Origin of the sequence: Actinomadura rubteroloni, assembly GCF_002911665.1 — a bacterium.
GTDB lineage: Bacteria > Actinomycetota > Actinomycetes > Streptosporangiales > Streptosporangiaceae > Spirillospora > Spirillospora rubteroloni.
Genome location: NZ_MTBP01000001.1, coordinates 1,435,976 through 1,450,849, shown reverse-complemented (window position 1 = coordinate 1,450,849; position 14,874 = coordinate 1,435,976). Strand labels below are relative to the sequence as shown.

Genomic DNA, 14,874 nt, shown 5'->3' with positions numbered 1-14,874 from the left:
GACAGGGTTCAATGGCACGGCTACCGCCTTATCACTCAGGGAGACGAAAGGCAGGGACGACATGTCCGACTTCAAACCTGGTCTCGAGGGGGTCGTGGCCTTCGAGACCGAGATCGCCGAACCGGACAAGGAGGGCGGCGCCCTCCGCTACCGGGGCGTCGACATCGAGGAACTCGTCGGCCGCGTCTCCTTCGGTGACGCCTGGGGCCTTCTGGTGGACGACAGCTTCGACCCGGGCCTGGCCCCGGCGGAGCCGCACATCCTGCCGGTCACGTCCGGTGACGTGCGGGTGGACGTCCAGGCCGCGCTGCCGACCCTCGCGACCGCCTACGGCATGCGTCCCCTGCTGGACATCGACGACGACGAGGCGCGCGCCGACCTGGCCCGCACGTCCGTCACGGCGCTGTCCTTCGTGGCGCAGTCGGCGCGCGGCGTCGGGGTGCCGATGGTGCCGCAGAGCCGCGTGGACGACGGCCGCACCATCACCGAGCGCTTCATGATCCGCTGGCGCGGCGAGCCGGACCCCAAGCACGTCCGGGCCATCGACGCGTACTGGGTCTCGGCGGCCGAGCACGGTCTGAACGCGTCGACGTTCACCGCCCGCGTCATCGCGTCCACCGGCGCGGACGTCGCGGCGAGCATCTCCGGCGCGATCGGCGCGATGTCGGGTCCGCTGCACGGCGGCGCGCCCGCCCGCGTCCTCCCGATGATCGAGAAGGTGGAGCGGATCGGGGACGCCCGCAAGGTCGTCACCGACATCCTCGACGGCGGCGAGCGCCTGATGGGCTTCGGGCACCGCGTCTACCGCGCGGAGGACCCGCGCGCCCGCGTGCTGCGCCGCACCGCCCGCGAGCTGGACGCCCCCCGCTACGAGGCGGCGAAGGCGCTGGAGGACGCGGCGCTGGCCGTGCTCCGCGAGCGCCGTCCCGACCGCGCCATCGAGACGAACGTCGAGTTCTGGGCGGCGGTCATCCTCGACTTCGCGCAGGTCCCGACCGCGATGATGCCCGCGATGTTCACCTGCGGACGCACAGCGGGCTGGGCCGCGCACATCCTGGAGCAGAAGCGCACGGGCCGCCTGGTCCGGCCGAGCGCCCGCTACACCGGCCCCGGCACCCGTCCCATCGAGAACGTCACGGGCGCCGCCGAAGCCCTGAAGCGCAACGCCGGCTGACACCCGCGATCCCCCCGATGAGGCCCCCGGTAATCCGGGGGCCTTGCCGTTTCCCGACCGCGCCCGCCCCACGCCCCCATGCGGCCGGACGGTCTCCCGGCGGTGTCGGGCAGGGTCCGCGATCAGCCCCTAAAGCCGCGCGCCCAGCGAAACGTGCGGCCGGACGTACTCCCGGCGGCGCAGGGCACGGTCCGCGATCAGTCTTTGACGCCGCGCGCCCAGCGTGCGGCCGGACGGTCTACCGGCGTTGCCGCGCAGGTCCGCGATCAGTCCTTCGAGCCGCGCGCTCAGCGTGCGGCCGGACGGTCCATCGGCGGTGTTAGGTCGACGGTTTGGTGGGGTGGGGTGGGCAGAGGGAGGGGCGGGCGTCGGTTCGGCGGCCGGCTAGTAGGTCGCCGCACATTGCCACGAGGGTTAGGCGGCCGCCGTCTTCCAGGCGGGTGAGCAGGACGGGTTTGTCCTCTACTTCGTGGCCGCCGTCTCGGGAGCCGAAGGTCAGGGGGCCGGTCGCGCCCTGGGGGCGGGCGCCGGGGCCGGGCTGGGTGAGTTCGGAGAGGACGGCGGCCGAGGACGGCAGGGTGCGGCCGTGTTCGCCGTAGACGCGTTCGGCGGCGTTGACGACGGCCAGGACGGCGTCGAAGCCGAGGGCCGCGTGCGAGAGGGACGGGCGTTCGTTGGCGGGGGCGTGGGGGCCGACGAGACGGTCCACGACGGTGTCGAACGAGCTGAAGAAGGTGTGGACGCCGTAGCCGGGGCCCACCCAGCGGGCCGTCCATTCCTCCCGGGCGGCGTGGGGGGTGACGTAGAGGCGGACGGACTGGTTGCGGCCGAGGTCGGCGGCGTTGTCGCTGACGTAGATGATCACGTCGTCGTCGGCGAGGACGATCCGCCGCCCGCCGCAGCCGGTGTTGGCGATCCGGTCGAGGAACAGCCGGAACTCCTGGGAGCGGCCGGCGTAGTAGAAGAGGTCGGCGTCGTTCTTGCACGCTTCGATGACGGCGCCGGGAAGCTGGCTCGGATCGGAGTAGGGCCGCTGGGTGACGGTCCCGTGGAAGGCGCGGGCGAAGTCGGCGGCGAGGTTGCGGGTGTAGAGGTCGTCGGGGCGGGAGTCGTAGAACACGTCGGCGCGCTTGGCGCGGGTCCCCGATCCGTTGCCGACGCTGAGCCGTCCGCTGTTCGCCCAGAACGCGGCGACCTCGGCCTCGCGGCGGTTCGGGGGCGCGAGGCGGAAGTAGTACGGGGAGAAGCGGCCGTTCTGCTCGCCCATCCCGTCATAGGTGCTCGCCGTGCCTATCATGGGCAGCGCGGACCGGCCGAGGACGTCGATGGCGTCGTTGGTCTGCCGCATGCTCTGCGCGAACCCGACGACGGCGACGACGTGGCGGTCGCGGGCGGCCAGGTCGCGGACGCGGGCGGCGACGTCCGCGCCGTACCGGAACCGTGATCCCGCGTTGGCGAGCAGGATGCGGAGCTGCGGCAGGCCGCCGTTGGCGTTGCGCTCCTGCTGGGCCATCGACAGCCCGATCAGCTCGCCGTGCGTGTCGGCCATGAGCTGGGCCTGCGGGTTGGTGTCGGCCGGGTCGACGGTCATCGCGCCGAGGTAGACGACCGTCACGTACGGCTTGCCGGACCCGGCGACCGCGTCGTTCTGCCGCCGGATGCGCCCCTCGACCGCCCCGAGCCGCCCGGCGAACACCTTGGAGCCGTCGGTGATCCCGACGCACTCGCCGTCCCCGGCCCGCCACACGTCGAACGGGACGCAGTACCGGACGGCCTCGAACGAGATCACCGCGACCGACGCCGCCAGGATCACGCCCATCGCCAGCCACGGCAGCGCCGGGTGCGCGGCGCGGGGCCGCCGCCGGCCGCGGAAGACGGGCAGGGTAGACGCGCCGTCGCCGCGCCGCAGGTCCACCCGGATCGTCCGGCGGGTCCCCTGGACGGACGCGCGCCGCCGCTCGTCCTCGTACCCGTGCCAGAACGGCTGCCCGTCGGGCGCCTCGCGCAGCGCGCCGAGGTCGACCGGGCCGGTGTCGCCGAGCGGGATCCGGACGGCGTCGGCGATCCGCGCGGCCTCCTCCTCCGACGTCACCGCGACGACCAGCACCAGCGGGTCGAAGCGCAGTTCGGCGCGGCGGACCTCCTCGACGCGCTCGACCAGCCGCCGCGCGGGCTCCCCCGCGCCCGCGCCGAACGGGCCGAGCACGACGACGGGGTGACGGACGCGCGCCCACGCGGCCCGGCGCAGCGGCCGGCGCCGGTACGCCTGCCGCAGGTCCTGGAGGAAGGCGGCGACGAGCAGGCGCTCGACGGTCTCGTCCGGTCCGGCGCGCGGCTCGTCCCGGTAGATGAGGTCGAGCGCGAAGCCGAGGAAGTCGTCGGACCTATTGCCCCGGAGATAGGTCTGTCTCTCCGAGGTGAACCAGAGATAGCGGCGGCGTCCGGCGCGGTCGCGGGTGCGGGCGGCGACCTGCCCGGCGATCGCCGACAGTCCGAGCGCCCCGACGAGCAGCGCGGCGGCGAGGTCCACCACGCTCGCGATCGTCGTGGACGCGAGCGCGACCAGCGCGACGCCGATCGGCGCGACCTGCTCCAGGTGCCCGAGCGCGGACGCGAGCCGTCCCTGCTGGCCGGGCCGCTCCCCGGGCACGACGATCTGGCGGCGGCGCAGCAGCCCGCGCCGCAGGATCCGGCGGCGGTGCGCCTCCTCCTCGGCGGCGGCCAGTTCCCCCGCGACCCGCCACGCCTGCCGCTGCGCGCTGGACGCCGCGTTGCCGCCGCGTCCGGCGCCGTCCTGGAGCAGCCGCATCCCGCGGACCTCCAGCAGCCACAGCGCCATGCTGAGCAGCGGGAACCGCAGGGCGGGCTCGCCCCGGCGGGTGCCCGACGACAGTTGCCGGACGAGATGGCGCAGCACCAGCGGCAGGTCCCGCGCGCCGTCCTCGCCCGCCAGGTGCCCGACCGGGCCGCCGTCCACACGGCAGCGCTCGACGAGCTGGTGGGTGACGAGATGGTCGTCCTCGTCGGTGCCGCGCAGGACGAGCAGAGGCCGCAGCCGGTCCCCCGTCCGGGCGCGCGGCCGTTCGCGCAGCCGCTCGAACAGGCTCTCCAGCCCTTCCAGCCGGTCCCGCCACGGCTCGGCGCCGCTCGTGCTCATGGCTCGTCCTCCTCGGGCCGCCGTGGCGATCAGATCAGGCGTTACCGGGCACCCAACCGCATTTGTCATCATGGAACCGTGACCGATGCCACGGAAGAACCTCTCGAAGGGGACATCGGCCCCGCCGCGCAGGCCACGGAGACCCCGCCGACGGCCGTCCGGGACGAGCTGCGCGCCTACGAGGCCGAACGGGAGAAGCGCCGCCGCCGCACCAACGCGCGGGCGGGGCTCGCCGCGCGCTGCCTGGCCGCGCTGCTGCTGGCCTTCCTCGCGCAGGACTCGGTGCGCACCGCGATCGAGGCCCACGCCAAGGGCGACCCGTGGCTCTACCCGCCCGCCGTGATCGCCGCCCTGTGCGTCGGCGGGCTCGTCGTTCTCGCCGTCCCGTTCCTGCGTCGCCCCAAGAAGTGATCTAGGACGCAGCTCAAGTACCCTCCTGTGCGTGACCGACAGCGCGAATCCAGCCATTGCCATCCCCGACGCCATCAAGCCCGCCGACGGCCGGTTCGGCTGCGGGCCGTCCAAGGTGCGTCCCGAGCAGCTCGCCGCGCTCGCCGACAGCGGGTCCACGTACATGGGCACGTCGCACCGGCAGAAGCCCGTCAAGTCCCTGGTGGGACGGGTGCGCGCGGGCCTCGCGGAGCTGTTCTCCGTGCCGGACGGCTATGAGGTCCTGCTGAGCAACGGCGGCACGACGGCCTTCTGGGACGCCGCCGCGTTCGGCCTCGTCCGGGACCGTTCCCAGCACCTGACGTTCGGCGAGTTCTCCAGCAAGTTCGCCAAGGTCACCAAGGGCGCGCCATGGCTGGCGGACCCGTCGGTGATCTCCGCCGACCCCGGCGACCACCCCGCGGCCGCCGCCGAGGCGGGCGTGGACGTGTACGCGTTCACCCACAACGAGACGTCCACGGGCGTCGCGATGCCGATCCGCCGTCCCGAGGGGACCTCCGCCGACGAGGCGCTGGTGCTGGTGGACGCGACGTCCGGCGCGGGCGGCCTGCCCGTGGACGTCAGCGAGACCGACGTCTACTACTTCGCCCCGCAGAAGTGCTTCGCGGCCGACGGCGGCCTGTGGGTCGCGCTGGCGTCCCCGGCGGCGCTGGCGCGGATCGCGGAGATCTCGGCGTCCGACCGGTACGTCCCGGAGTTCTTCAACCTCTCGACCGTGGTGGACAACTCCGCCAAGGACCAGACGTACAACACCCCGGCCGTAGCGACGCTGCTGCTGTTCGCCGAGCAGATCGAGTGGATGAACGCCAACGGCGGCCTGTCCTGGACGACGGGCCGCACGGCGGACTCGTCCCAGCGGCTGTACACGTGGGCGGAGAAGTCGCAGTACGCGACGCCGTTCGTCGCCGACCCGGCCAAGCGGTCCCAGGTCGTCGGGACGATCGACTTCACCGACGACGTGGACGCCGCCGCCGTGGCGAAGGTCCTGCGCGCCAACGGCATCGTGGACACCGAGCCCTACCGCAAGCTCGGCCGCAACCAGCTCCGCGTCGGCATGTTCCCGGCGATCGACCCGGCGGACGTCGAGGCGCTCACCGCGTCCATCGACTACGTGGTCGAGCGGCTCTAGCGCGGCGCCGGTCCCCGTCCGCACCGGACGGGGACCGGTTCAGGGCGCCCGCGTGGCCGAATAAGCTCGTTTCCGTGAACCGCGCGCCCCAATGGTTGCTCCCCGCCGTCCTGACCGCGCTCGTGCTGGCCGTGGTCGTCGGTGCGCTGCTGAAGTGACCGCCTGGGCGAGGAGAGCGGGGGCCGGGGCCGTGGCGGCGGGGTTGCTGGTGCCCGTCGCGGCGACCGGCGCGGCGGCGGACGACGCCGTGATGTTCCGCGTCACCGATCCGCGCATCACCGAGGCCAGCGGGCTGGCGGTCAGCGCGCGGCATCCCGGCGTGGTCTACACGCACAACGACTCGGGCGGGCTGCCGGTGATCTACGCGCTCGGCCCGGACGGCCGGACGCGCGCCGCGCTGCGCCTGGCCGGGGCCACCGCCCGCGACTGGGAGGCGATGGCGACCGGACGGGACGAGCGGGGCCGCCCCTGCCTCTTCGTGGCCGACATCGGCGACAATCTGGGCGGCGCCTGGCCGTACGTGACCGTCTACCGGATCCCCGAGCCCGCCGAACTGCGGTCGCAGACCGTCCGCGCGACGGCGTTCCGGTTCAAGTACGAGGACGGCCCCCGCAACGCCGAGACGATGATGATCGACCCGCGCACGAACCGGCTCTACATCGCGAGCAAGCTGTTCGGCGCGTCCCTGTACGCCGCGCCCGCCAAGCTGCGCACGCGCGGGTTCAACACGCTGCGCAAGGTCGGCGGCGCCCCCACCATCGCGACGGACGGGGCGTTCGCGCCGGACGGCCGCAGCTTCGTCATCCGGACGTACTTCGGCGCCCGGCTCTACACCATGAAGACCGACGGCAAACCGGGCAAATCACTCGGCTCGCTGGCGCTGCCCGCGCAGAAGCAGGGCGAGTCGATCACCTACACCCGGGACGGGGCGGCGGTGCTCGTCGGCTCGGAGGGCGCGGACCAGCCGGTCTACCGGGTGCCGCTCGACCCGGAGCTGCGCCCGGCGGCGCCGTCCCCGAGCACATCGCCCAGAAAGGACACCAAGGCGGAGAACGGCCGGATCGACGCGTCCGGACGGCGGGTGGCGCTGGCCCTGATCCTCGGGATCGCCGCGCTCGTCGGCTATGGACTGGTGCGCAGGAAATCCTGACGCGCGGCGGGACACATGTGAGGATGCGGACTGTGGAGCATGAGCTTGCGGGCCTGCGCGGGCCGGGTGGACGGTGGCGGCCGGTCGCGGCGGGGCCGTTCACGCTGCTCGCGGTGGTGCTCGCGCTGCCGCCGATCCGCCCGGTGTGGCTGTGGGCCGGGCTGATCACCGTCGTGGCCGCGGTCCCGTGGGCGCTCGGCGCCGTCCCGGACGGGCGTCCGCGCCGGCACCGGCCGTACTGGCGGCTGTCGGCGGACGGCCTGGAGCGCGTCGGGCCGGGCGGGCTGAGCCTGGTCCGGTACGAGCGGTCCCGGATCGAGGCGCTGGCGATCACGACGGGCGACGACGTCCTGACCGTCTTCCACAAGTTCGGCCGGACGGCGGCCGGCCCGCTGGCGACGCTCGGCATGGAGCCGATCGCGCTGTTCGTCGCGGCGCGGCGGCTCGGCGTCCCGGTCCATGTGCTGGACGGCGACTCCGCCGACCTCCTCGACCCCGCCGCCGACGAGAGCCCTCGCTTTCCGACGGGTGACACCGTCCTCACCGGCCTCGGCCCGCTGCCCCGCGACCAGGCCGCCGAGCAGCGGCTGCTGGACCAGGAGGCGCGGCTGCTGGCGGCGGCGCACGAGCCCGCGACCGTCCCCGATCCCGAGCGCGGCGCGCGGCCGGTGCGGCTGGCGTCGCCCGCGCCGCGGCCGAGCCGCCACCGGATCGTCGCGCTCGGCGTGCTGGCGGCGGTGATCGGCGTGGCGATGGTCGCGCGGGTCGCGGTGGACGGCGCGGACGCGATCGGCGACCGCGTCGCGGCGGGCTGCTGGGCGCTGATGGCGAGCGCGGCGGGCCTGCTGGCGCGGCGGCGGCTGCTGACGGCCGGGCGGGTCGAGTGGACGATCTCGGCCGAGGGCCTGGCCGTGCGGTCCCGTCCGGCCGAGTCCCGGCGGCGCGGCGCGGGCCGGACCACGGTCGCGGCGTCCCGCGTCGCGGCGGTGATCGTCGGCCCGGGGCTGCGGCCGGACCCGCTGACCGGGGCGCCGCGCGCGACCGAGCTGTCGGTGCTCGTGTTCGACCACGCGCTGGACCTGATCGCGCGGCTGCCCGCGCACGGCATGGACGCCTTCCAGCTCGCGCACGCCCTCGACGAGCACGGCTACACGGTGATCACGCCGGGCGCGCCGCCGCCCCGGCTCCCCCACTACGGCGTGGACGGCCTGCCCGACATCTTCGCGCGCGTCCCCGGCGGGCGGCTCGTCGTCGCCGACGGCGGCCTCGGCTGGGCGGACGCGGCGGGCGACGTCGTGCTGCGCATGCCCGAGGACCGCATCGGCGGCGTCGAGCTGCTGACGATCAGCGGGCACGCGTGGGTGCGCCTCTACGACACCGACGGCGACGAGTTCTTCGCCGCCCCCCTGTCGGCCCTGCGCATCTCCCGGACGGACCTGCGCGAGAAGGCGCGGGAGGCGGGCCTGCCCGTCACCGACGCCGAGTACGACGCCTACATGAGCGCGGCGTTCCACGCGGCCGTGTCGGCGCTGTCGGTGCCCGAGCCGGAGCCCGCGCCGCGCCCCGATCCGGTGCCGGGCGTCCTGCTGGACGCGACGCGCCGGTCCCGGATCCTCGCCGCCTCGCTCAGCGTGCTGCTGTGCGAGGTCGTCGCGGTGCTCGGCGCGCTGTGGATCGGCCCCGACCTCGGCGGGTTCGCCCGGACTGCGGGCTGGTCCGTCCCGGCCGGGCTCGTCGCGGCGCTCGCCGGTTCGTGGCTGTACGACCGGAACCGCGCGCAGCTCAAGGTCTCGGTGGACGGCGTCGCGGTCGTCACGCGGCGCGGCCGGGTCGAGTGGGACCTGGCCCGCGAGCGCGTCGGCGGCGTCGGCATCGACGAGTCCGGCGACCGGATGCCGCGCCTCGTCGTGTGGGGGCCGTCCGGCCGCGTCCTGCGGCAGGTGACGTTCCCGCCCGACCTGCGCGAACTGCGCCGCGCGTGCGAACGCTACGGCCTGCCCTGGGGCCCCCCGGACGAAGCCCGCCCCGTCCCGCCCCCGCCAGAGCTTTGAGCTAGCCGCGCAGGCGGAAGGTCGTCAGTGGTTCGTACTCGGGTTGCGGGCGGTCGGCGCCGGGCAGGTGGCTGCGGACGAGATGGAACGCGTCGGCCGTCCACGGCTTGGTCGCGAACGTGGCGAGGGGTTCCAGGAGCGGGCGGACGTCCACCGGGCCGCGGCTGCGCGCGAGCGTGAGGTGCGGCCGGTAGGCGCGGTGCTGGTCGCCGCGGTGGTGGTCGGGCGCGGCGCCCGCGTGGTGCCCGGCGGCGGCGGTCTCGGCGGCGAGCCCGGCGAGGGCGCGCCGGTCGCCGTAGAGCCCGGCCCACAGGACGCGGGCGTGCTGGCCGCCGAGCGGGAACGCGCCGCCCCCGGCCAGCGTCAGCCGCATGCAGGGATGCCGGTCGGCGGCCCGCTCCAGTTTCGGGACGAGGACGTCGAGCGCGCCGGCGTCGAGGTCGCCGAAGAACGCGAGCGTGACGTGGAGCAGGTCACGGCCGATCCAGCGCAGGTCGGGCGACCCGTCCGGTGTTCCGGCGCGCAGCGGCGCGGTGAAACGCTCCACGGCGTCCAGCACGGCGGGCGGCGGAACGAGCGCCGCGAACAGTCTCATCCACGCTCCGGGTCCGGCACAGGCTCAGCCTCGCACCCGCCGTGTCCGATGTCCACGGGCCACTGAGCGTCAAGCCGCCCGTCAGGCGGACGGCCGCAGGACGCGGCGGACGGTGGGCAACAGGGACCCGCGCGGCGCCATGAACAGCCCGACGGCCAGCGCGGCGCCGAGCGCGATCCCGCCGCACGCGACGAGCGTCGACCGGGGCCCGAAGTTCTCGGCCATCCAGCCGACGGCGGGCGCGCCGAGCGGGTTGGTGCCGAGGAACACGAACATGTAGAGGCCCATGACGCGGCCGCGCATCGCGGGGTCGACGCCGAGCTGCATCCGCGCGTTCGCCGACGTCACGAACGTCATCAGCGCGATGCCGGTCGGGACGAGCAGCACCAGGAACGACCAGTACGACGGCATCAGCCCGGTCAGCGCCTCCAGCACGCCGAACAGCACCGCGGCGCCGAGCAGCACGCGCTGCCGGGGCCGCGCGGTGCGGCGGGCGGCCAGCAGCGCGCCGGTGAGCGCCCCGACGGCCAGCATGGACGACGCGAGCCCGAACGACGACGCCCCGGTGTGGAAGACCTGCCGGGCGACGAGCGCGATCGTGATCTGGAAGTTCATGCCGAAGGTCGCGACGAGCCCGATGAGCACGAGCGTCATCAACAGGTCGCGGCGGCCCTTGACATAGCGCAGGCCCTCGATGAGCTGGCCTTTCGCGCGCGGGACGATGTCGGCGACGTGCAGCTCGTCCGTCCGCATCCGCGCCAGCCCGACGAGGACGGCCGCGAACGACGCCGCGTTGACCAGGAACACCGGGCCGGTGCCGAACGCGGCGATGAGCACGCCCGCGATGGCCGGGCCGAGCAGCCGGGCGCCGTTGAAGCTGGCGCTGTTGAGCGCGATGGCGTTGGGGACGTCCTCGCGGCCGACCATCTCGACCACGAACGCCTGCCGCACCGGGTTGTCCACGACGGTCGCGAGGCCGAGGCCGAACGCGAGCACGTAGACGTGCCAGACCTGCGCGGTGCCGGTGAGGGCGAGCACGCCGAGGACGAGCGCGAGCAGCCCCATCGCGATCTGCGTCAGCATCAACAGCCGGCGCTTGGGGTACCGGTCGGCGAGGACGCCGCCCCACAGCCCGAACAGCAGCAGCGGCAGGAACTGCATCGCGGTCGTGATGCCGAGCGCGGTGCCGCCGCTCTTGCCCGCGAGTTCCAGGACGAGCCAGTCCTGCGCGACGCGCTGCATCCACGTGCCGGTGTTGGACACGACCGTCCCGGTCGCGTACCGCCGGTAGTTCGGGACGCGCAGCGACCGGAACATGCCGGCTCTGTTCGCCCCGACCGACCGACCCCGACCGACCTCCCGGGCGGGCGTCAGGCTCGGCTGATCTTGTCCAGGATCGGGGCGGCCCGGCGCAGGACCTCCCGCTCGTCCGGGCTCAGCTCCGCCAGCCTCCGGCCCAGCCACGCCTCCTTGCGGCGGCGTTCCCGCGCCAGGTGCTCCCCGCCCGCCGGGGTCGCACTGATCACCACCTGACGGCCGTCCGTCGGGTGCGGCGCCCGGTTCACGAGCCCCTGCTCCTCCAGGAACGCGATCACCCGCGTCATCGACGGCGGCTGGACCTTCTCGTGCTGGGCCAGTTCCCCCGGCGTCATCGAGCCGTGCCGCTCGATGGCCGCGAGCGCGGCGAACTGGGTGACCGAGAGGCGCTCGTCCTCCGTGCCCGGCTCGGCCAGGCGCAGATGGCGCAGGCGCCGGGACAGCCGCGCGATCGAGATGCGCAGCTCCTCGGCCAGGGTGGGGGCCGCCGGGCGGCCACTGGTCGATGGCGTCATGATCGTTAGCAGAAGTCATTGCCTTTGCTAACGGTATCGGGCGGGGACGTATTCCGCCATACCGTCACACGGCGTCCGACTTCTTCCCTCTCTTCCCGCTGGCCTTCCATCGTGCCAGGGAACGGGGCTCCCCACGGGACCGTCACCCCCGCCGGTTAGCCTGGGCGGCGACGGGGACCGTGGACGAGGGGGCGGGCGATGAGCGAGCCGAGGGCACGGCGGCCCGATCCGCCGCCGATGCCGACCGACGACGTCAAGATCGCGGCCGTCGGGACGGGCGCGTGGGCCGTCGCACTGGTCGTCCTCGCCGTCGTCGGGCTCCCCGACGACGACCGCTGGTGGCTCTGGGTGTGCGGGGCCGGCGTCGTGATCGGCCTGTTCGCCATGTGGTACATCCCCCGGCTCCAGTCCGCCCGCGTCCGGCAGACGAAGCGCGACTAACGGTCCTCCAGGTCCGCTTCGGCGAGCAGGGTCGCCAGGTCGCCGGGATCGCGCAGGACGGCCGCGACGAGCAGCCGGTCCGGCCAGCGGCCGGTGAGCCACGCGAGCGCGCGGGCCAATCCCTCGGGGCCGGACGCGTGGGGCTCGCCGTCCCCCGCCCACCAGGGCACCGCACGGCCGTCCACCACGAGCGGGTCGTGCGCGACGTAGGACGCGGGCGCGTCCGGCAGCACCGCCCGCGCCGCGTCCGGGACGGGCCGCCGCTCCCCCGCCGACCCGATCTCCCCGGCCACCTCGTCCCCGGCGAGCGGCAGGTCGAGCGCGTCGGCCAGCGCCGCCGCGTCGCCCGGTGCCGGGATCAGCAGCGGCTGGCCGGTGAGCAGCGGGAGCAGGTCCGGACGGTCCAGGACGAGCGCGTCGCCCGCGTCCACCACCTCGACCGCGCCGTCCACGATCGCGCGGACGCGCTCGGGCGGGTCCACGTCCAGGCCGGGGACGCGGGCCAGTTCGGTCCACAGCGCGCCGAGCACCGTCCGGTCCACCGGGCGGGACGGGTCCGCGAGCCGGTCCAGCAGTTCGGCGGCGCCGCCGGGCTCGTCCAGCAGCGCGGCGAGCGACGTCCGGACGCCGAGCGCCCGCAGCAGCTCGGGATCGAGCCCGGACGGCGCGGGGTCGTACAGCCCGGCGAGCAGCGGATCGGCGCCGGGCGCGCGGAACCCGCCCGGACGGCGCCCGTCCAGCACCGGATGCCGCCGCAACCACCACGCCGTGTACGACGGCACCTCGACCCGGCGGCCCTCATGGACGACCCGCAGCGGCTCGGTGACCGCCGCGCGCCAGGGCGGGGCGGCGAGCAGGCCCAGGGCGGCGTCCCAGTCGGCGACGAGTTCGAGGTCCCGGACGGCCAGGAACTCCGGCACGAGCGGCGGCATCCCCGGCCCGACCAGGTCGAGGACGTCGTCGGCCCAGTCCTCTTCCCGGTCCAGGTCGAAGGTGGCGTCGCCGAGTTCGGCGTCCTCGGCCCGGACGAGCGCGAACCCGGCCAGGACCCCGCACGCGGCCAGCGCCTCGGCGCCGAACCGGGCGAGCAGGTCGTCCGCGACGACGCCGAACGGCGCGTCGTCCGCCATGATCGTCCGCAACGGGCTATCGGGGAACAGCAGCTCACCGGCCGGGTAGAGGTCGCCGTCGGCGCCGTCCAGCGCGAGGTCGGCGAGCCAGTCCTCCTCGCCGGGATCGAGCCGCGCGGCGGCGACGAGCCCCAGCACGGCCTCGGCGACCGCGCCCGGATCGTCGGCGTCGAACGACTCGGCGACGGCCCGCCGCACGGGCGCGCTCGTCAGCACCTCGCGCGGCCCCGCCTCCACCGCGCCGAGCCGCAGCAGCAGCGGATGCGCGGCGGCGGGGTCGACGAACCGCAGGTCCAGGACGTCCGCGCCGGGCGGCGCCGCGCCGGTCGCGACGAGCAGCCCGCGCGGCCCGCGCACCAGGCGGCCGGTCGCCAGCGGCACCGGCAGCGCGCCGAGCGCGTCGGCGGGCACCCCGGCCAGCGCCTCGTACAGCCCGTGCCACCAGGCGGGTTCACGGTCGAGGGCGGCGAGCGCGTCCACGACGTCGGCTATCTCGGCGCGGTGGACGCCGAGCGCGGTCAGCGCCCGGTGCCGGACGGGCCAGGACGACGGCAGCAGGTTCGGCACGACGTCCCCGCCGAGCAGGTCCAGCAGCGGGCCGGGGCCGTCGATCACGGTCGTGTCGCGTCCGCGCAGGCCGCCGGGCAGCAGCGGGACGTCCGGCAGCCGCTCCCGCACCGCGTGCCGGATCGCCGCGTCCACCTCGCCGGACGCGACCGGCCCCGGCACGAGGTCCAGCACGGCCGGGTCCCCGGCCAGTTCGCGCAGCAGTTCCACGTACGCGTCGGCGGCGCGGTCGGCGAGGAAGCGGGCGAGCGGGCCGGGCGCGACACGGCGCCGGTCCGGGTTGAGGGGGAACGTCCCGATGAGCAGGGCGGGCAGGCCGACGGGCTCGTCGCTCGGCGTCGGCGCGTGCAGGACGGACGCGGTCCCTTCGGGCAGCACGCCGTCCACCGGGAGCGCCCACCGCACCGACCACGTGGCCCGCGAACGCTCCTCCACCGGACGGTCCGCGAGCAGTTCGGGGGGAATCGTCCCGTGCGCGGCGACGGTCCGCCACGCGGACGCGTCCAGCACGACCGTCCGCGACGACCCGTCCACGTCGATCTCGACCGCGTCCAGCGCGGGCAGGGCCAGCAGCAGCGCGGGCCCGACGGCGGCGAGCTGCCCCGCCACGGCCTCGCGCGCGGCCTCGTCGCGGAGCGGCAGCCGGACCTCGGTCGCGAAACCGTCCGGGACACCGTCCGCCGCGATCGGGAACGGCAGCCGCAGCACCGGGACCTGGCCCGCGCGGCGCTCCAGCTCGCCGGCCAGCGCGGGGATCGCGGCGACGAGCGCCCGCGACTCCGCCGCCGACCAGCGGACGCCGCCGTCCGCCGACACGATCGACGGCCGGTCGCTCACCGCCGCGACGGCCGCGAACCCGACGCCGAACCGTCCGACCGAGTCTGAAGTGTCCCGCTTGGCCGACGCGCGCAGCGTGGACAGCGCCTCGACCCCGGCGGCGTCCAGCGGCGCGCCCGTGTTGGCGGCGGTCAGCTCACCGCCGCGCAGGACGAACCGGAGCCGTCCCGGCACGCCCGCACGCGCCGAGGCGTCGGCCGCGTTCTGCGCCAGCTCCACCACGACGCGGTCGCGGTAGCCGCCGAGGGCGTGGTCCTCCTCGGTGTTGGCGTCCTCGCGGAACCGCGCCGGGGACTCCGTCCAGGCGCGCAGAACCCGGGCGCGCAGCCCGGCGGTGCCGAACGGGTCGTCGGCGGCCACG

The 14,874-nt window shown here is 75.2% G+C and carries 11 protein-coding genes; 6 read left to right on the top strand and 5 right to left on the bottom strand.

The window, feature by feature from the left end:
* Positions 1-61: 61 nt before the first annotated feature.
* Positions 62-1,174: a citrate synthase 2 gene (locus BTM25_RS06465; protein WP_103561793.1), complete on the top strand. Its 1,113-nt coding sequence runs from the start codon at positions 62-64 to the stop codon at positions 1,172-1,174.
* 319 nt (positions 1,175-1,493) lie between these two features.
* Here the strand turns inward: BTM25_RS06465 and BTM25_RS06460 are convergent, their stop codons facing one another.
* Positions 1,494-4,331 carry a type 1 periplasmic-binding domain-containing protein gene (locus BTM25_RS06460; RefSeq protein ID WP_103561792.1) on the bottom strand — a complete coding sequence of 946 codons (2,838 nt, stop codon included), beginning with the start codon at positions 4,329-4,331 and terminating at the stop codon, positions 1,494-1,496.
* A 78-nt stretch (positions 4,332-4,409) separates the two neighbouring features.
* Between BTM25_RS06460 and BTM25_RS06455 the strand changes: the two genes are divergently transcribed.
* From BTM25_RS06455 to BTM25_RS06440, 4 genes are all read left to right on the top strand, one after another.
* On the top strand, positions 4,410-4,742 hold the full coding sequence (locus tag BTM25_RS06455) for a hypothetical protein (protein ID WP_103561791.1): 333 nt from the start codon (positions 4,410-4,412) through the stop codon (positions 4,740-4,742).
* Between the two features lie 31 nt (positions 4,743-4,773).
* Positions 4,774-5,910 carry a phosphoserine transaminase gene (serC, locus tag BTM25_RS06450; protein ID WP_103561790.1) on the top strand — a complete coding sequence of 379 codons (1,137 nt, stop codon included), beginning with the start codon at positions 4,774-4,776 and terminating at the stop codon, positions 5,908-5,910.
* 154 nt (positions 5,911-6,064) lie between these two features.
* Positions 6,065-7,060 carry a hypothetical protein gene (locus BTM25_RS06445; protein ID WP_103561789.1) on the top strand — a complete coding sequence of 332 codons (996 nt, stop codon included), beginning with the start codon at positions 6,065-6,067 and terminating at the stop codon, positions 7,058-7,060.
* Positions 7,061-7,092: 32 nt separating this feature from the next.
* Positions 7,093-9,111, top strand: coding sequence for a hypothetical protein (locus tag BTM25_RS06440; protein WP_103561788.1), 2,019 nt, complete (start codon positions 7,093-7,095; stop codon positions 9,109-9,111).
* Between the two features lies 1 nt (position 9,112).
* Here BTM25_RS06440 and thpR read toward each other — a convergent pair whose 3' ends face one another.
* From thpR to BTM25_RS06425, 3 genes are all read right to left on the bottom strand, one after another.
* Positions 9,113-9,706, bottom strand: a complete 594-nt coding sequence (gene thpR / locus BTM25_RS06435; protein WP_103561787.1) for an RNA 2',3'-cyclic phosphodiesterase — start codon at positions 9,704-9,706, stop codon at positions 9,113-9,115.
* Positions 9,707-9,787: 81 nt separating this feature from the next.
* Positions 9,788-11,023, bottom strand: coding sequence for an MFS transporter (locus tag BTM25_RS06430; RefSeq protein ID WP_103561786.1), 1,236 nt, complete (start codon positions 11,021-11,023; stop codon positions 9,788-9,790).
* A 53-nt stretch (positions 11,024-11,076) separates the two neighbouring features.
* A complete protein-coding gene (locus tag BTM25_RS06425; RefSeq protein WP_103561785.1) occupies positions 11,077-11,538 on the bottom strand; it encodes a MarR family transcriptional regulator in 462 nt (153 codons plus the stop codon).
* Between the two features lie 198 nt (positions 11,539-11,736).
* On the opposite strand from BTM25_RS06425, the gene BTM25_RS06420 reads away from it, so the two are divergent.
* Positions 11,737-11,979, top strand: a complete 243-nt coding sequence (locus BTM25_RS06420) for a DUF2530 domain-containing protein (protein WP_103561784.1) — start codon at positions 11,737-11,739, stop codon at positions 11,977-11,979.
* On the opposite strand, the gene BTM25_RS06415 is transcribed toward BTM25_RS06420, so the two are convergent.
* Positions 11,976-14,873, bottom strand: coding sequence for a sacsin N-terminal ATP-binding-like domain-containing protein (locus BTM25_RS06415; RefSeq protein WP_103561783.1), 2,898 nt, complete (start codon positions 14,871-14,873; stop codon positions 11,976-11,978). The genes BTM25_RS06420 and BTM25_RS06415 overlap by 4 nt on opposite strands.
* Position 14,874: the final 1 nt, after the last annotated feature.

Excerpts from the sequence above, each read along its gene's own strand:
- thpR (WP_103561787.1), bottom strand. The coding sequence starts at position 9,706 with ATGAGACTGTTCGCGGCGCTCGTTCCGCCGCCCGCCGTGCTGGACGCC.
- BTM25_RS06425 (WP_103561785.1), bottom strand. The coding sequence starts at position 11,538 with ATGACGCCATCGACCAGTGGCCGCCCGGCGGCCCCCACCCTGGCCGAG.
- BTM25_RS06460 (WP_103561792.1), bottom strand. The coding sequence starts at position 4,331 with ATGAGCACGAGCGGCGCCGAGCCGTGGCGGGACCGGCTGGAAGGGCTG.
- BTM25_RS06465 (WP_103561793.1), top strand. The coding sequence starts at position 62 with ATGTCCGACTTCAAACCTGGTCTCGAGGGGGTCGTGGCCTTCGAGACC.
- BTM25_RS06420 (WP_103561784.1), top strand. The coding sequence starts at position 11,737 with ATGAGCGAGCCGAGGGCACGGCGGCCCGATCCGCCGCCGATGCCGACC.
- BTM25_RS06430 (WP_103561786.1), bottom strand. The coding sequence starts at position 11,023 with ATGTTCCGGTCGCTGCGCGTCCCGAACTACCGGCGGTACGCGACCGGG.